Below are 17,891 nucleotides of genomic sequence, written 5' to 3'. Positions count from 1 at the left end.
ATCTTCCCACCTTTGCAGTTGAACAATCCGCTAGTATTATGACAGAATCACAGGCCCAGTCCCGCATAAATGAGCTTACTGAAAAGATAAATTATTACAACTACCGTTATTATCAGGATAGTATATCTGAAATTTCTGATTACGATTTTGATGTCTTGCTGGAAGAATTGACAGGTTTGGAAAAACAATTTCCTCAATTTCTTCAGCCTGATTCTCCTACGCAGCGGGTAGGAGGGACCATTACGAAAAACTTTGCCTCTGTCAAGCACAAGTATCCCATGTTATCACTGGGTAACAGCTATTCAGAAGAAGAAATTAAAGATTTTGATACCCGTATTCGTAGATTGATAGATCATGAATTTGAATATGTATGTGAACTGAAGTTTGATGGAGTGGCTTTGAGTCTGACGTATAAAAACGGGGTGTTGGAGCGTGCTGTTACGCGTGGTGATGGTGTACAGGGAGATGATATTACAGCCAATGCCCGAACCATCCGATCTATTCCATTGAAGATTTATGGTGACAATATTCCAGCTGAATTTGAGGTAAGAGGAGAAGTGTTTATGCCCTGGAAGGTTTTTGAACAACTGAATCAGATGCGGGAGGATATTGGAGAAGCTCTGATGGCAAATCCCCGCAATGCAGCTTCGGGTACATTAAAGCTTCAGGATTCAACAGAAGTGGCCAAACGGCAGCTGGATTGTTATATATACTACCTGCTTGGTGAGAATCTGCCTTATCAGACTCACTCTCAGTCAATGGAACAACTGACAAAGTGGGGATTTCAGGTATCGCCAACCTATCGGGTTTGTAAGACTATTGAAGAGGTAATGGATTATATTCATTACTGGGATACAGAAAGATTTAATCTGCCTTTAGGAACAGATGGAATCGTGCTAAAAGTTAATGCCTTTGAGGTACAGCAGGAACTGGGATTTACTGCAAAAAGTCCACGCTGGGCAATTGCTTATAAATACAAAGCACTGGCTGCTGCCACACCATTGGAATCTGTTAGTTATCAGGTTGGACGTACAGGAGCTGTTACACCTGTGGCTAATCTGAAGGCTGTATTACTAGCTGGTACAACAGTGCGAAGAGCTTCATTGCATAATGCCAACGAGATTGCCCGTCTGGACATTCATGAAGGGGATACACTGTTTATTGAGAAAGGGGGAGAGATTATTCCTAAAGTCACAGGTGTTGATCTGACTAAACGGAACGAGGGTTCTGCTCCCGTACAGTTTCCGACAACCTGTCCTGCCTGTAATACTGCACTGGTACGGATTCCAGGAGAGGCTGCCTATTACTGCCCTAATGAACTGGAGTGTCCTCCACAGATCAGAGGTCGTATTGAGCATTTTATCCAGCGTAAGGCAATGAATATGGATAGTCTGGGCGAAGGAAAAATTGAATTGCTGTATGATAAGGGTTTGGTACATAGTCCCGCTGATTTATATAAGTTGAGTTATAATCAGCTTTTTGGATTGGAAAAAGTGATAACCAATCCAGATACAGGTGAGGTACGTCGGGTTTCTTTTAAACAGAAGACAGTCGAGAATATGCTGACTTCTATTGAAAAATCCAAGGCTGTTCCTTTTGATCGGGTACTGTTTGCTTTAGGGATTCGTTATGTAGGAGCAACGGTTGCAGCAAAGCTGGCCGCCTATTTTGGAAATATAGATGCTATTTATCAGGCAACGGTTGAGCAACTGATGCAAGCGCCTGAGATTGGTGGTAAAATTGCTGAGAGCATTGCCCGTTTTTTTGCTGAGCCACGGAACGTTGAGTATATACAGCAACTAAAAGAGGCTGGTGTACAGATGCAGATGGAGATGCGCGAACTGGTTATGGAGAGCAATGCACTGGAAGGCAAGTCATTTGTAATTTCAGGAGTATTTGTGCACTTTGATCGGGATGTGTTAAAAGACAAGATTATTGCCAATGGAGGAAAGGTCTTAAGTGGTGTATCTGGAAAGCTGGATTATCTGCTGGCAGGTGAGAATATGGGGCCATCCAAACTGGAAAAGGCAGAGAAACTTGGTGTTAAGATCATTTCCGAGCAGGACTTTCTGACAATGATAGGAGAGACTGCCGGATAAAATATAGTATATCTATCATTATAAATGAAAATGATAGACGAGAACAACCACTGAAAACAAAAAATGAAAATTGCTGACTATTTTCTAAAGCGCAAGACAGATCAACTGATTCGGAAAGGTAGATCAGAGGATGCTGTCATGGTATCCTTACCAGAGGCAAAAGATATTGGTATCCTTTTTCTGGAGGAGGAGGGACAACAACAAGCTTTAAATAAGTTTGTGGATGAGTTGGTGAGAGATCATAAAAGAGTGCGTGCACTAACATTTTTTGAGAACTTTCATAGTAATCCATATCAGTTTAAGTTCGATTTTTTTACCAAAAAGGAGATCTCTCTGTTTGGTGACATACAGAATGAGAAAGTAAGTCAGTTCATTGATTTTCGTTTTGATTATTTATTTTGCGTAAGCAGGCAAGTTTTTTTACCTTTCGAATATATTCTGATGCGAAGTCATGCTAAATTCAGAGTAGGATTTCATGAGGAAGGCAAAGAGTATTTGTTTGATCTGATGGTTGAACCTCCACAGGATGCTTCTCTTCAGACCTTGCTGGCCCAGTTATATGAGTACACTCAAAAAATTAGTTTAAGCTTACATGAACACTAAATTTTATGGAACAGGCGTAGCGCTGGTAACGCCGTTTCAGGAGGATCTTTCCGTTGATTTTCCAGCCCTTGAGCGATTGCTTGAACATACCATCTCTGGTGGAGTAGATTACCTTGTTGTTATGGGTACTACTGGTGAGTCTGCTACTGTAACCAAGGCCGAACGAAAGGAAATTCTGAATTTTGTCAGAGACTATAATGCAGGACGTTTGCCTATTGTATATGGAATCGGAGGAAACAATACAGCTTCTTTACTGGATACTATTGAGGAAACAGATTTTAAAGATGTAGATGCTATCTTATCTGTGAGCCCTTATTACAACAAACCTACACAAAGAGGCATCATGGCTCATTATGAAACTGTAGCCAATGCTAGTCCGGTGCCTGTAATTCTGTACAATGTTCCAGGACGTACAGCGTCTAACCTGACGGCTGCCTCCACTCTGGTACTTGCTCAGCATAAAAATATCATTGGTGTAAAAGAAGCCTCAGGCGATATGTCTCAGGGTATTGAGATTGCACGTGATAAACCGGCTGATTTTCTGTTTCTGGCAGGAGATGATATGCTTACAGTGCCTATGACTACTTTTGGTGCAAAAGGGGTAATCTCTGTAATTGCCAATGCTTTGCCTCAGCTATTTACCCGTATGGTAAATGAAGCGCTTACTGGTAACTATACACAGGCTATACCTTATCTGTTTCAGCTTTCACGGATCAACGATCTGATGTATGAAGAAGGCAATCCTGTAGGAGTAAAAAGTGCGTTGAAATCATTAGGGATTTGTGAAGATCGGGTTCGATTACCATTGGTATCAGCCTCCGACTCATTAACGGCTCGTATCAAACAGACGCTGGCTAGCATGCAATTGCCTGAATTTGCCTAACAATAATAGATATCTATAAAAAGAAAAGCCTGTGTTCCCACAGGCTTTTCTTTTGAACTCTGATCATATATAGATCAGCCTTAAAAATAAAAGAAGTCTGAATCTACAATCCAGACTTCTTTTATTTTTAAGGCTGATTATTTTTCAGCGTTTTTCTTGTCTTGTACTTCAGTTCTTATTTCTTGAGCCAAAGTTTTTAGTTGTTGCATTCCTGCTCTTACACGTGTTCCTGCTGCTTGGTTTCCTTTGTCGTAGAACTTTTCAAAATCGCCTTCCAATGACAGTACTAGGTCTCTAATTTGCTCAAATCGTTTCATTCGATTGTGATTTTAGGTTATGGATGTATAATACTTTTGAACGCCCGAAATTACAGATTTAAATATTGCAGTCAAATATTTATAGGAAAAAAAGGCCTTTTTTTTGAAAAAAACGAAGGTTTTATAAAGATTCAAGGTTCGAAGGTGATATTTTCGGGGCAAAACGGAGAGGCTTATCCCTTAATTGGCCATCTTCGAACCTTGATCTGAAGTGAATTATACATTCACCATCATAGGTACTTCAGTACTAGCGTATACTCCGCTACGCAGCTTGTCTGATATTTTATCAAATGCAACCAGCGTTTTTTCTACATCTTCCAGCGTATGAGAAGCTGTAGGGATAAGACGTAGAAGAATCATATCTTTTGGTACAACCGGATAAACAACCACAGAGCAGAATACACCATGATTTTCACGAAGGTCAATAACCATATTCTGAGATTCCGGAATAGTTCCGTTTAACATAACAGGTGTTACAGGTGATTCGGTAGTACCAATGTTATAACCATGCTCACGCAAACCGTTCTGAAGTGCATTTACCACTTTCCAAAGATTTTCGCGTAACTCAGGTTGAGTACGCAGAAGTTCCATACGTTTCAGCGCGCCAATTACCATTGCCATAGGCAAAGACTTGGCATAGATTTGTGAACGCAGGTTATAACGCAGATACATCAGAATGTCTTTCTTTCCGGCCACAAATGCGCCGAATCCTGCCATAGACTTAGCAAATGTTGAGAAATATAGATCAATATCTGCTTGTACTCCTTGTGCTTCACCTACACCTGCACCTGTTGCTCCCATTGTTCCAAATCCATGTGCATCATCTACCAACAGACGGAAATCGTATTTTTTCTTCAGTTCAACGATTTCTTTTAGTTTACCCATAGCGCCTGTCATACCGAATACACCTTCCGTAATAACCAGAATACCACCCAGATTGCCTGATTCCTGCTGCTTCTTAACAGCACGCTGCAGGTTTTTCTCCAGATCCGCTATGTTGTTATGGAGGTACTTGTAAGTTTGTCCAATGTGCATACGAATGCCATCAATGATACATGCATGAGCTTCTGCATCGTATACAATAATATCGTGGCGATCTGTCAGTGCATCAATAACGGACATGATACCCTGATATCCATAATTTAATAAGATAGAATCATCTTTTTTTACAAACTCTGCCAGTTCACGTTCCAGTTGCTCATGGTAAACACTGTTTCCTGACATCATACGAGCTCCCATAGGTAAAGCCAAGCCATACTGTGCAGCAGCTTCTGCATCAGCTTTACGCACTTCCGGATGATTAGCCAGACCCAGGTAGTTATTTAAACTCCAGTTGAGCAACGTTTTTCCACGAAACTTCATATGCGGACCAATCTCTCCTTCTAATTTTGGGAAAGTAAAATACCCGTGCGAGTTATCAGAATGCTTTCCAATGTTTCCTGGATTCGCAATACGCTTTTCAAAAATATCCACGTGACAAAACGTTTATAAATGAACTAATAGAGAAAATTACAATTGGGATGTTAAGAAATTGTTATAAAAATCGGGCAAATATAGAGGAAAATTGGGAAAAGGCAACCTGTCTATGTCAAAAACCTGAGAGTAAGAGCTGATGAGCCCTGAATTTAGTGATTATCTGGTACTTTTTAGAGATAATATAGGAATGCAATTTTACCTTTGTTTTTCCCTTATTGCTTTTATATGAAGTACATTATCCGTTTTCTTTTTCTTGTTCTGGGTATTATTCTCCTGACAGGTAAAGTCTTTTTAGACAATAGATACGCTATCCGAGTATATAATACACCTGATAATAAATACTATTCATATCCTGATTATTTCCAATGCATAGGTGATCTGATTGTCATTGTCACTATAATCGTTGGGATTATATATTTTTTCGCTTCTATCAGAATGAGATTGAACTATTGGCTATTTTTTCTGCATCTGATAATGCAAGTTGTACTATTTTTTAAAATTCCATTATTCTCAATTATAGCTTTCATGGGATTTCATAGACGATACGTATCTCTAAATGATTTCAATGGAAATGTAATAGATGAGGAAGCTGTTAAGATATGGAGTGGTATGTTTTTGGCTGTACAGCTTATCCTTATTATAAATCTGGTTATATCCTCACAAGAAATAGGTATTTCTTCTATAAAGAAATCTGATTCTTAATAATTGAATTTCACTGAGTTTGTATAAAACTTTGGGAATTAGTAGTTCTTTACGAGCAAAAACTTCTACTTTTGTGTTTATCTGTATGAATCAGTGTTCTTGTACCAGTAGATTTATGAAATATCTATATTCTTTATTTATAGTATTTTTTATTACTCTATCATTTTCCTGCGTTTATGGGCAGTCTATAATTGGAAAGTGGAAATTCTATGATGCTCAGATTGATAAAACTGTTGTGGATCTTGATAAATCAGATAAGAACCAAGTAGAGATGTTCCGTACAGAAGCAACCAATACGAAGAATTCTCTGAAAAATTCTGTAATTGAATTTAAAAACGATGGTAGTTATATAAGTGAGCAGGGGAAAACAAAATATAAGAAGGTAGGCAATAAATTGCTTATTAATTCAGAACAGAAGGAGGAAACATATATTATTATAAAACTTACCACTGATATACTCACTATCACAGTTCCAGATATGGGCTTACCAATATTATTGCTATTTAAGAGAGTACAATAAATCCTTTTTTTCTATTTTATATTCGATTCACACTCGTACGTGAGTCGCTAAAACCCATTTTTATGTCAGATCAAATCAAAATTACCCTGCCTGACGGAAGCGTTCGTGAGTTTCCGAAAGGTTCCAGCAGCATGGACGTTGCTTTGTCCATCAGCGAAGGTTTAGCCCGTAATGTGCTATCCGCCAAAGTAAAAACAACTTCTATGACAGAAGGCCAGGTATGGGATGCTTCCCGACCTATTGATGAGGATGCAGAAGTAAAACTATTAACCTGGAATGATGAAGAAGGTAAAGCGACCTTCTGGCATTCTTCTGCCCACTTAATGGCTGAAGCCATCGAAGCTTTATATCCCGGGACAAAGTTTGGGATTGGACCTGCTATTGAGAAAGGTTTCTATTATGATATTGATTTAGGTGATAAATCATTGACCCAGGAAGATTTTAAGCGGATAGAAGATAAAATGCTTGAACTGGCCCGGCAAAAAGAAGAGTTTAAACGGGAGTCTATAAGCAAAGCAGATGCCATAGCTTATTTTAAACAGAAAGGCGATGAATACAAGCTGGAGTTGTTGGATCGTCTGGAAGATGGAAGTATCACTTTCTATACTCAGGGTAACTTTACTGATTTGTGTCGTGGACCGCATATCCCTAACACAGGTGTCATTAAAGCGGCTAAGTTAATGAACGTAGCTGGTGCCTACTGGTTAGGACAGACCGACCGCAAACAGTTGACTCGTGTGTATGCCGTTACTTTCCCAAAACAGAAAGAACTGGATGAATATGTGCATCTGTTGGAAGAGGCGAAGAAACGCGATCACCGTAAACTGGGTAAAGAACTGGAATTATTTACTTTCTCTGAGAAGGTAGGAGCTGGTTTGCCACTTTGGTTACCAAAAGGGGCGTTATTACGTGAACGTCTGGAAAACTTTATGCGTCGTGCCCAGGTAAAAGCAGGATACTCTCCTGTGGTTACTCCCCATATTGGAAGCAAAAAGTTGTATGTGACTTCAGGCCACTGGGATAAATATGGTAAAGATTCTTTTCAGCCTATTCATACACCGGAAGAGGATGAGGAGTTTTTGCTGAAACCTATGAACTGTCCGCACCACTGCGAAATTTATAAGTCCAAGCCACGTAGTTATAAGGAGTTACCTTTGCGCCTGGCTGAATTTGGTACTGTATATCGGTATGAGCAGAGTGGCGAGTTGCATGGCTTAACTCGTGTAAGAGGATTTACTCAGGATGATGCACACATTTTCTGTCGCCCGGATCAGGTAGAAGACGAGTTTAAGAAAGTAATTGATCTGGTACAGCATACCTTTAAGTCACTTGGCTTTGAAGATTATACTGCTCAGGTTTCTCTGAGAGATCCAGAGAACAAACAGAAATATATTGGAACAGACGAGCAATGGGAAAAAGCAGAAAATTCTATCCGTCGGGCTGCTGCTGAAAAAGGATTGACTACTGTAGAAGAACTAGGTGAAGCAGCTTTCTATGGTCCCAAACTGGACTTTATGGTAAAAGATGCATTGGGCCGGAAATGGCAGCTGGGAACTATCCAGGTAGATTATAACCTGCCTGAACGTTTTGAATTGGAATACATTGGTGCAGATAGCCAGAAACATCGTCCGGTTATGATTCACCGTGCACCATTTGGTTCACTGGAGCGTTTCATAGCTGTATTGACTGAGCACTGTGCAGGTAATTTCCCATTGTGGCTGGCTCCTGATCAGATTGCGGTATTGCCTATTTCTGAAAAGTATACAGAGTATGCTCAGGATGTATTTACTGCATTACAACAAGCTGACATTCGTGGGTTTATAGATAACCGGGATGAAAAGATCGGAAAGAAAATCCGGGATGCAGAAGTACAAAAAGTACCTTTTATGTTGATTGTAGGAGAGAAAGAGCAGGCAGATCTGAAAGTTTCTGTGCGTCGGCACGGTCATGGTGATCTGGGTAGCTTTACCTTGCATGAGTTTGTCGAAATCTTCCGTCAGGAAGCAGAGAAACATTTGCAAACTGTTTAATATACAATCTCGATTATATTGTCAAAACCCTCATGGTCACATGAGGGTTTTGTTTTATTTATGGCTATCATAAATTGACAAATTGATTCAATCGATCCATCAGCTGATCAATGTGTTCTTCTCGGGTATGAAGACTGGTAACGCCTGCACGCAATACCTTGCCATACTCTGCAATAGGAATAGTGGAGAGCCAGAAGTTTCCTTCCTGTTCTACCTGTTTCTGTATTTTATCCGTAGAAATACTCCCTGATAGAATAGAAGAATGTGTGAAATTAAGTACAGCTACCGGACTATCATTGATAATAAGCCAACCAGATGCCATTAGTTTTTCTTTCATATATTCCGCAAGATGACACTGGTATTCCATTTGTGTTGCGATGGCATTCTGACCTTTTTCTGCCAGTACCATAAATAGTTTCAATCCGATAAATCTTCTGGACCATTGCAGACTAGTGGCATAGGGTTCCGTTTGCAGATGAGATGGCATATAGGCTGCCGGAATATTGAATGCTGTTTGCACAGCTGTACTATGTTTAGTAAAGAACATACCCGCTCCCATAGAAGTGGATAGCCATTTGTGTGCATCAATGGTTATTGAATCAGCCTGTTCAATACCATTTAGATACGATTTAAGCTTCTCAGATAGTACGGCTGCTCCAGCCCATGCAGCATCTACATGAAACCAGAGATCATATTTCTCAGCTAATTTAACCAGTTGCGGTAGTGGGTCGATAGTTCCACTACCTGTTGTGCCTGCAGTACCTATCAAAACTGCAGGATGGTAACCAGCCAAAATATCTTTCTGAATTTGCTCTTCCAGATGGAACAGACTTATCTTTAGCGACTTGTCAAGAGGGATCTTTCGTAATGTATTAGACCCTAAGCCTGTATTTTTTACCACCTTATCAAACGAATTGTGTCCGGCTGCAGAGATGTATACAACAGGTCGTTTTTCCAATGCCCAAACTCCTTCTTCAACATACGCAGGATACCGATGTGCTAATGCTGCTAGTAATCCCATATGATTGGCTTCCGAACCGCCAGAGGTGAAACAGGAGTAGTAATCACCTGAGTAGCCAATATGTTGAGCCATAAAGTCAAGTACATGTTTTTCAATGGCATTAGCAGCAGGCGAATGAGATTGTACTGCCAGTTGGGGATTGTATAAGGCCACCAGTGCATCCGCAATAATAGAGGCCTGAGTGGTGGCAGGATTATACAAACCAAAATAACCAGGATGAGGCACATGGAGATTGCCTTCCTTGAGGAGTTTACTTACCTGGGTGGTAAGGGTAGCTAATTCTATAGGTTTCTGAAAATCATAGGGATGCAGCTGTTTTTCAAGCTGCTTTGTTGTGATATGAGGCGCAATAGGATGAGGAAAGATCTGATTCTGATAGCTTTCTATAATGTCTTGCAGGAGTGAAAGTGGAGTTTGCATAGCTCTTTGATAGTATAGTGTAAAGATACCAGAACCTGATGGTTTTTAAGTATTTGTTGAATAAAAGTAATCACAAGATTAAGACATGAATTTATCTTGTGATTACATAAAAGCCATCCACTAATCACAATTACAACTAATACCTGATTTGGCAAATGTACCTTCAGTAGCATAGCCATCTCGTTTCCACCAATCCAGCCCGCCAATAAGTTCTTTGACTGTTACTCCTAATTTGGCAAGTTTATAAGCTCCTTTGGTCGATCCATTACAGCCAATGCCATCACAATAGGTGACATAAGTATAGCTGAGATCAAGTTTTTTAACTGTTTCTTCTGTGATAGTTTTATGGTGAAAGTTCTGGGAAACTGGGATATGCTCATTCGCATAGGCTTCGGGTGAACGAACATCCAGAATAATAATCTTTTCATTGTTCAGAATAGCCTGGTGAGCGTCCCAGGAATCAATTTCATATGCTAACTTGTCTTCGTAATGTTTTACATGTGCATTCATGACAGTATAGGTTTTGGTTATGAATGCAAAGCTAGTGGGTACGAAAATGGCTCAAAAACGAAAAAATTTCATGTCCACTATCAGATTTTTTCATGAAAAACCCTGGAGCGCAAATAGTACTTTTGCAAATATTCTTTTTGTTAAAAACAAGTAGTAGGTATCAAGACTGTCAATGGAAATCCGTCATCTGAAATTAATAAAAGCTATTGTAGAGGAAGGGAGCATTACAAAAGCTATAGATAAGCTGCATCTGACTCAGTCCGCCTTAAGCCACCAGCTGAAAGAGGCTGAATACCAGTTAGGGACAAAGATATTTGTACGATTGAATAAGAAGTGGATTTTAACTAGTGCAGGGGAGAAGATATATGCTCTGGCTACTGATGTTCTAGCTAAACTTTCAGAAACGGAGCAGGAAATCAAACAGTTGGTGTATGGAGAGGTAGGGGAGATTCGTATTAGTACAGAATGTTATACCAGCTATCACTGGCTGCCTTCCCTAATGCGTCAGTTTCATGTACTGTATCCAAATGTAGAAATCAAAATTGTCATGGAAGCTACCCATGAGCCGTTACAAAGGCTAACAGAAGGTGTACTGGATATTGCTATTAGTAGTGATCCTATCAAAGATGATAATATCAAATACATTGAATTGTTTCAGGATGAGATGGTTGCGGTGGTACCAGATGAACATCTCTGGGTAAAGAAAAGATTTGTGGAAGCACCGGATTTCGCAGATCAGAATCTTATTATTCATTCACTTCCCTTAAAAACGGTGACTATCCATCAGCATGTATTGTCACCAGCTAATGTATCACCTAAGAAAATTATCATTTTACCTTTAACAGAAGCTTCACTGGAAATGGTAAAAGCTGATATGGGAGTAATGGTAATGGCTAAGTGGGCTCTGCAACCTTATTTACATACAGGTAATCTGAGAACTGTCAAGATTGGCAAAAATGGATTAAAGCGAAAACATTATATAGCTGTTTTGAAAAAGCGTCAGTACCCAGCATATTTCAATCATTTTATCGATTTTTTACAAAGAGAAATAAAAGTAGGATGAGCTATCATTTTCGTATATGTCAGATGGAAGATATAGATGCTTTACTGATATTATGTCAAGAACATGCAGAATATGAGCAGACTAATTATAAGTTGGAAGGGAAGAAAGAAGTTTTTCAAACGTTGCTTTCACTCAAGAGTCCTCCTTTGCATTGTTGGATAGTGGAGGATGGAAGAGAGATTATAGGGTACTTTACCTATACATTTGATTTCTCAACCTGGGATGCTGGCTATTTTTTACATCTGGATTGTTTGTACCTAAAACCAATCTGTCGTGGTAAAGGGATCGGATATTCTATCATGCAATGGCTGAAGAAAATAGCCGTTGAAAGATCTTGTGTAAATATACAATGGCAGACTCCAGTTTTTAATGAAAATGCTATTCAGTTTTATAAATGCATTGGTGGTAAAGGAAAAGAGAAAGTCCGTTTTTCTTTATCTATTTAACAGATAACCAATACGCTACTTTTTATTTACTACGATTAAATTCTGGAAAGTCCGATTTTTCTTATGATGAGATGGATCAGGCTTTGGGTATTTTTTATTGCTCCTTATGTATAAGAGGCGATTTTTCAAAATTAAACTTTCAATATATTTTGAAAATAAAATATATTATCACTAGCTTTGCATAGTTAAATCTAAGGCAAAGGTATCATGATAGATCAATTAAAAAGGCACCCATTTCCTGTTGTTGCTCACTTTAAATTTTCATTGGTACTATCTTATGCATTACCTCAGGAAGTATTGCGTCCCTTGTTACCTCCTCATCTGGAATTAGATACTTTTAATGATTTTGGTTTTGTAACAGTGGCAATGGTGCAAACAGAAAATCTGCGTCCGGCAGGATTTCCTGAGTGGATAGGACAAAATTTCTTTTTAATCGGTTATCGTTTGTTTGTTCGTTACCATACTATCAATGGGAAGAGGCTGCGTGGATTATACATTCTCCGATCAGAAACAGATAAGCTACTGATGAAGACACTGGGAAACATGTTAACACATTACCAGTATTCGTTGACAGATATTCAGTGGAACATAAAAGAGAAAAGTATATCTGTAGTCAGTAAAGTATCAGACTTACATGTAGATGTACAGTGGAATGACGAGCATAGCCAGCTGCCTGAAAATTCCGTATTTACTAACTGGAAAGAGGCACGTCGTTTTGCCGGACCGTTACCTTTTACCTTCGATTTTGAGCCAAAGACTAATCACATGACTATCATTGAAGGTGTTCGTGAAAACTGGGCTCCCTTGCCTGTAAATGTACAAACTGCCAAAATCGGTTTTCTGAACAACACTCCTTTTGATCATACTGAGTTACAATTATCCAATGCATTTGTGGTACAGAACATTCCGTATCGATGGGAGAAAGGAAGGATAGAAAACGTATTACAATAGGGTGATAGAAGTCAAGTTTGATCTGCATAATATGGAAACATTCTATCAAAGAAAACGTTGGGAAGGCGTATTAAACATAATACGATTCAACTGGCATTTTTATGTGCTGGCTTTTGGAATAGTGTTAGTTGTCTGTATACTGATTTACCTAGATGTGTTTACAGGATTAATACAGCCTATTGCGGGTATTGGCACAGGAATCGCATTCTTTTATCTGCTAGGTTCTTTAGTGGTGTCGCATTTTATCTACGACCGATCCGATTTATACAAGCTGACTTGGCTAAACCGCTTGCAACTATCTGAAATAGGAACATTTGTGAATATACATTCCGGCTTTGATGAGACTAGTTTGCTGTTACAGCGTTTTTTCCCAGGTGCAGACTGGAAGATCTTAGACTTTTATGATCCAACAAAAAATATAGAGATTTCAATTAAACGTGCCCGAAAATACAAGTCTGTAGTAGCAGGAACAAAAACTGTTGAAACTACAAATTGGGATTTGACATCAGGCTCTGTCACTACCATCTTTGGATTTCTAGCTATCCATGAGATTCGCACGCCAGAAGAGAAGGTTCTCTTTTTTCAGGAAGCTTATCGTGTGTTGGAGAAAGAAGGACATTTCATATTAATAGAACATTTAAGGGATAGAAATAACTTTCTAGCATATGGACCCGGTTTTTTTCACTTTTTCTCCGCAAGAGCATGGAAAGAAGCATTTAATGAAACCGAGTTTTTACTAATTGATCAGTTTCGTATAAATCCATTTATCAGTGTATTCGTATTGAAGAAATAAACTAACTCTTACCTATGGCAAATGGTTTAATTCTACATCTGCATATTATTGGAAGCCTATTACTCTTACTGGCAGTTGTTCACCTTGATTTTCCCAGACGCTTCAGCTGGAAGATCGAATTGTCTTCATTGTCATTAATGAACAGACAAATGATTCAGGTTCATACCTTCTTTATTGCCTTGTTTGTGGGATTGAATGGTGTATTATTCTTATCTATGACGGAAGAATTACTACAACCTTCCCCTTTAGCTCGTGCTATCACTATTGGCTTACTTGTTTTTTGGGGATGTCGGTTAGTGTTTCAATTTTTGGTATACGATTCTGCACTTTGGCGAGGCAAACGTTTTGAGACTATTATGCATATTGTATTTAGTCTATTCTGGTCTTATTGCCTGGTCATCTTTATTCTACTATTCACCATACAAATACAATGAACCCAGGATTACTATTCTTCTTGAGGTTAGTGTTATGCCTCAATTGGTTGTATCAGGGACTTTACCTCAAATTAATTAAAGTTGACAAACATCATCTGGATGTAGTAAAGGGGCTTGGAGAGGGTATATTATCTGCTCAGCAATTTTTGTGGATAATAGGCATTGGCGAAACTATACTTGCTCTAGGAATATTGAGTGGTTTATACTACAGGTTTGTTTCCTGGTTTCAAATAGGGTTAATTTTACTAATGAATATAATAGGTATTTTGTTTAGTGGCGCTATAGAAGCACCTATTGGCTTACTAATTACAAACTTACCTTTGCTTTGTTGCGCTTATATTATAGGAAAATATGGCCCTGGAAAACTTCTTTAAACTATACAATTGTGAATCAGAAACAAGTCTCATCTTTCTGGAAATGGGGACGATTGGGAAAGAAAAGGATTAGTCAACCTCGTTTGTTATTCGGACAAGTATGGGAAGATCCGGTGGTTGAAGTAGCGTTATTAAAGCAGATTCCTGATCCTCAGCATATTTGTGTGGTAGCTTCAGCGGGATGTACAGCGTTTAGCCTTGCTGGTCATACCTCAGCACAAATAACCGCAATTGATATCAATACTGCTCAGATTTATTTTTGCCAGCTTAAGTCTGTACTTCTGCGAGTACTTAGCTATAAAGATTTCTTATATGCTTTAGACAAGGATGCTGAGCCTTTTTACAAGAAAGTAGAGCGTCAATTACTTGGTGATGCGCAACACTATTGGTCTGATAATCTGCATTTACTCAGTAAAGGTATGAATCATGCCGGTTTTATAGATCGAAAGATGGCTTTGTTTTCTACCATTTTTTTGAAACTTGTTTCTTCTGCAAACTTGTTTCGTCAATTTTTGAATTTGACTAATATAGAACAGCAAAAGCAGCAATTTCCTATTGTTTTAAAGGAGAAAAGATTAAAGAGAATAGTGACTGTTCTACTAAACAAAACAATTCTCAAGTGGATTTTCGGAAAGGAGGTCATACATCGTCTACCTGAGAATTTTCCGCTACTTATTTTCAATAAATTAAAAACCTGGTTTACAGCTACACCCTTAAAGAGCAATCCCTATATATGGCAGACATTCCTGCAAAGCTATAATTACGAGTCAGAAAGTACACTGCCTCTATACTTGCAGCCTTCTGTCTATAAACAGATAAAAGAGAAACTATCCAATATTCATTGGATACAAAGTGATATGGTAAATTATCTGACAACACAACCCGATGCCAGTATCCATTTCTTTGCAATGTCTAATATTCTGGAAGCAATGGATGAGGTTTTTATAGAAAGAGTATTGACGGAGATCAGGAGAACCGCATGTCAGGATGCATTGATCGTATTTCGGTATATAGTTTTAGATCCAGATACATATATAAATCAACTTATTGGCTTCGAGTTAATTGGTGTGAATGAATATGTAATAAAAGAACAGGAAAGAAGTGGTATCTGCAACAATTTTAGAATATATAAAATCGTATCTGCCATTAAATAAAATTCCTCTTTAACAGTGACTTACAGAGGAATGACTGGTAATGTTTAAAACTCTTTTATTCTTTATCCAGTAATCTAACCAGTAGTTTGTCTATTCGATTACCATCCATATCTACAATTTCAAAGGATAAGTTATTCCACTCAAATTTTTCACCAGTCTTAGGAATCTCATGGGCTATATTAAATATTAACCCCCCTAGAGTATGAAAGCCTGCCCGTTCTTCCGGATCTACATCACCCATTTCAAAATATTGAAGAAATTCTTCAAAAGACATAAGGCCATCGACCAGAAATGTTCCATCTTCGCGTTCTACAATAGTATAACTTTCATCCGTTGCAGGTTCCAGTTCGCCTACCATGGCTTCAAACAAATCTTTAAGCGTAACAAGTCCTTGTATGGTTCCAAATTCATCAACTACCATAGCAATTCGGTTTTTGGATTTCTGGAATTGTTCCAAAACCCGAAATGCTTTCATGCTCTCAGGAATAAATAAAGGTTTTTCTGCTATATTTTGTAAGTCTACAGTACCATTCTGTAAAAGAGTTTGCAGGAATTGTTTAGTGGAAACAATTCCAATAACATCATCCAGCGAATCATTACATACAGGAAAATGGCTATAAGGAGCCTGCATTACAGTTTCTTTTATGTTATCAAACTCATCATTAATGTCAATCCATTCAATATCAAGTTTATTGGTCATGATAGATCCTACCCGTCTGTCACTTAATGTAAACACCCGATCTACTATCTCCTGTTCTACCTCTTCAAATATACCCATATTGGTTCCTTGAGCTACCAGTGACTTAATTTCCTCTTCTGTTACTGAAGGTTCATCGGAAGGCTTTATCTGAAAGAGTTTTAGTAACAAGTCCGTAGTTATACTCAAAATCCAGACAAATGGGAGAAAGAGCTTAGATATCAGATTCATTGGGATTGCCATAACCCGGGCAATTCCTTCCGGGAAGTTCATGCCGATTCGTTTTGGTACTAACTCTCCCAATACCAAAGAGAAAAATGTAATAGATACAACAATTACAGAAAGAGCAATACCATTACTGTATGGTTTGAGTTGTTCAAATTGCGCAATCCATACTGCCAGATTTTCTGATAGACTTGCTCCTCCAAATGCTCCAGTTATAACACCTATTGTTGTGATACCTACCTGAACGGTAGACAGAAATTTGTTGGGATCATTGGCAAGTGAAAGTGCTACCTCTGCATTACGATCTCCTTTTTGTGCATCGTTTTCGAGCCTGGATTTGCGAGAGGATACGATGGCAATTTCTGCCATTGAAAAAATACCATTGATTAAAATAAGTAAGAGGATGACAAAAACCTCTGATGCCATGTAAAGGGATAGGATGATTAAGTGCGCAATATAGGAAATTCTGCTATTATTTTCAGGAATGCTGCTTTAGTTTGATCCTATACAACTTACTTTCCTTCAATTAAGCCTCTTATGAGTAATATTGTTTTGGTCTGTATAGAGGTTACATTCTATACAATAAGATGCCTTAACTGGAGAGCTAACTTACTTCTTCTTTTTCCTCTGTCGACTAGTATTTCCTTTAAAAAAAGGAATAAAATTACTTTTCTCACAATGCAATAACCCGAATACATTAAGTCTAATACACATATACATATAAAGACGAATTGTATAGTTAGGAATAGATAACAGCACCATAACTTAAAAATACAGGATCAAAACTGACATGGTAAGAAACAGAACGAAAAGAACAAGAATTGCTGCGATTTCTCCTGGAACTTTGAGGTTGAATTATAAGAAGTGATTTAGGGTGACTTACCTGAGGTGAAAGAAGGGTATGAACAGGAAGATCTTTAGTCTCTTAATAGTAACCAAATCCATAATGCATCTGAAAACACAGCTATACCCATAAATATGTCAAAACAATTACTCTACAAACTTGCTATTACCAGCATCCTATGGATGGTTGCAATAGCTTATACAAACGCCCAGAGTTTATACTGGGTAGGCGATGGCGGATCGTGGAATGATGCCAGCCACTGGTCTGCTACTTCGGGTGGAAGTGGAGGAGCTGGGGTGCCTACCACTTCAAACGCAGCCATCTTTGAT

18 protein-coding genes are annotated in these 17,891 nt (G+C 38.6%); 13 read left to right on the top strand and 5 right to left on the bottom strand.

What is annotated here, in order from left to right; all coding sequences use genetic code 11:
• Nucleotides 1-38: 38 nt before the first annotated feature.
• The 3 genes from ligA to dapA all read left to right on the top strand — a co-directional run bounded on the left by ligA (nucleotide 39) and on the right by dapA (nucleotide 3,585).
• The gene (gene ligA, locus QNI22_RS10525; protein WP_314510599.1) at nucleotides 39-2,099 is read left to right on the top strand and encodes an NAD-dependent DNA ligase LigA; all 2,061 of its coding nucleotides are present in this window, start codon (nucleotides 39-41) and stop codon (nucleotides 2,097-2,099) included.
• Between the two features lie 63 nt (nucleotides 2,100-2,162).
• Entirely contained in the window at nucleotides 2,163-2,702 is a 540-nt protein-coding gene (locus QNI22_RS10520; protein WP_314510598.1) for a DUF6913 domain-containing protein, read from the top strand.
• A complete protein-coding gene (gene dapA, locus QNI22_RS10515) occupies nucleotides 2,692-3,585 on the top strand; it encodes a 4-hydroxy-tetrahydrodipicolinate synthase (protein ID WP_314510597.1) in 894 nt (297 codons plus the stop codon). Before QNI22_RS10520 ends, dapA begins: the two co-directional genes overlap by 11 nt.
• 137 nt (nucleotides 3,586-3,722) lie before the next feature.
• On the opposite strand, the gene QNI22_RS10510 is transcribed toward dapA, so the two are convergent.
• On the bottom strand, nucleotides 3,723-3,902 hold the full coding sequence (locus QNI22_RS10510) for a histone H1 (RefSeq protein ID WP_313989584.1): 180 nt from the start codon (nucleotides 3,900-3,902) through the stop codon (nucleotides 3,723-3,725).
• A 216-nt stretch (nucleotides 3,903-4,118) separates the two neighbouring features.
• Nucleotides 4,119-5,375 carry an aminotransferase class I/II-fold pyridoxal phosphate-dependent enzyme gene (locus tag QNI22_RS10505; RefSeq protein WP_314510596.1) on the bottom strand — a complete coding sequence of 419 codons (1,257 nt, stop codon included), beginning with the start codon at nucleotides 5,373-5,375 and terminating at the stop codon, nucleotides 4,119-4,121.
• A gap of 820 nt (nucleotides 5,376-6,195) precedes the next feature.
• On the opposite strand from QNI22_RS10505, the gene QNI22_RS10500 reads away from it, so the two are divergent.
• Nucleotides 6,196-6,600 carry a hypothetical protein gene (locus tag QNI22_RS10500; protein WP_314510595.1) on the top strand — a complete coding sequence of 135 codons (405 nt, stop codon included), beginning with the start codon at nucleotides 6,196-6,198 and terminating at the stop codon, nucleotides 6,598-6,600.
• Nucleotides 6,601-6,662: 62 nt separating this feature from the next.
• Complete coding sequence (gene thrS / locus QNI22_RS10495; RefSeq protein WP_314510594.1) at nucleotides 6,663-8,630, top strand: threonine--tRNA ligase; 1,968 nt, start codon at nucleotides 6,663-6,665, stop codon at nucleotides 8,628-8,630.
• Between the two features lie 67 nt (nucleotides 8,631-8,697).
• Here thrS and QNI22_RS10490 read toward each other — a convergent pair whose 3' ends face one another.
• Together QNI22_RS10490 and QNI22_RS10485 are read right to left on the bottom strand one after the other, a co-directional pair.
• The gene (locus tag QNI22_RS10490; protein WP_314510593.1) at nucleotides 8,698-10,071 is read right to left on the bottom strand and encodes a pyridoxal phosphate-dependent decarboxylase family protein; all 1,374 of its coding nucleotides are present in this window, start codon (nucleotides 10,069-10,071) and stop codon (nucleotides 8,698-8,700) included.
• A 120-nt stretch (nucleotides 10,072-10,191) separates the two neighbouring features.
• Nucleotides 10,192-10,581, bottom strand: coding sequence for a rhodanese-like domain-containing protein (locus QNI22_RS10485; RefSeq protein WP_314510592.1), 390 nt, complete (start codon nucleotides 10,579-10,581; stop codon nucleotides 10,192-10,194).
• A 172-nt stretch (nucleotides 10,582-10,753) separates the two neighbouring features.
• Between QNI22_RS10485 and QNI22_RS10480 the strand changes: the two genes are divergently transcribed.
• From QNI22_RS10480 to QNI22_RS10450, 7 genes are all read left to right on the top strand, one after another.
• On the top strand, nucleotides 10,754-11,644 hold the full coding sequence (locus QNI22_RS10480; protein WP_314510591.1) for a LysR family transcriptional regulator: 891 nt from the start codon (nucleotides 10,754-10,756) through the stop codon (nucleotides 11,642-11,644).
• On the top strand, nucleotides 11,641-12,090 hold the full coding sequence (locus tag QNI22_RS10475) for a GNAT family N-acetyltransferase (protein ID WP_314510590.1): 450 nt from the start codon (nucleotides 11,641-11,643) through the stop codon (nucleotides 12,088-12,090). Before QNI22_RS10480 ends, QNI22_RS10475 begins: the two co-directional genes overlap by 4 nt.
• Nucleotides 12,091-12,297: 207 nt before the next feature.
• Nucleotides 12,298-13,041, top strand: a complete 744-nt coding sequence (locus tag QNI22_RS10470) for a DUF2071 domain-containing protein (protein ID WP_314510589.1) — start codon at nucleotides 12,298-12,300, stop codon at nucleotides 13,039-13,041.
• Between the two features lie 31 nt (nucleotides 13,042-13,072).
• Nucleotides 13,073-13,834, top strand: a complete 762-nt coding sequence (locus QNI22_RS10465; RefSeq protein ID WP_314510588.1) for a class I SAM-dependent methyltransferase — start codon at nucleotides 13,073-13,075, stop codon at nucleotides 13,832-13,834.
• Nucleotides 13,835-13,848: 14 nt separating this feature from the next.
• Nucleotides 13,849-14,268, top strand: coding sequence for a hypothetical protein (locus QNI22_RS10460; RefSeq protein WP_314510587.1), 420 nt, complete (start codon nucleotides 13,849-13,851; stop codon nucleotides 14,266-14,268).
• A complete protein-coding gene (locus QNI22_RS10455; protein ID WP_314510586.1) occupies nucleotides 14,265-14,642 on the top strand; it encodes a DoxX-like family protein in 378 nt (125 codons plus the stop codon). Before QNI22_RS10460 ends, QNI22_RS10455 begins: the two co-directional genes overlap by 4 nt.
• Nucleotides 14,643-14,653: 11 nt before the next feature.
• On the top strand, nucleotides 14,654-15,796 hold the full coding sequence (locus QNI22_RS10450; protein ID WP_314510585.1) for a DUF3419 family protein: 1,143 nt from the start codon (nucleotides 14,654-14,656) through the stop codon (nucleotides 15,794-15,796).
• Nucleotides 15,797-15,851: 55 nt separating this feature from the next.
• Here the strand turns inward: QNI22_RS10450 and QNI22_RS10445 are convergent, their stop codons facing one another.
• Entirely contained in the window at nucleotides 15,852-17,144 is a 1,293-nt protein-coding gene (locus tag QNI22_RS10445; protein WP_314510584.1) for a hemolysin family protein, read from the bottom strand.
• A gap of 552 nt (nucleotides 17,145-17,696) precedes the next feature.
• Between QNI22_RS10445 and QNI22_RS10440 the strand changes: the two genes are divergently transcribed.
• A partial coding sequence (locus QNI22_RS10440; protein WP_314510583.1) for a hypothetical protein occupies nucleotides 17,697-17,891 on the top strand: 195 nt, incomplete at its 3' end.

This window comes from Xanthocytophaga agilis (assembly GCF_030068605.1).
Classification (GTDB): domain Bacteria; phylum Bacteroidota; class Bacteroidia; order Cytophagales; family 172606-1; genus Xanthocytophaga; species Xanthocytophaga agilis.
This window is presented reverse-complemented; position numbering and strand designations above follow the sequence as displayed.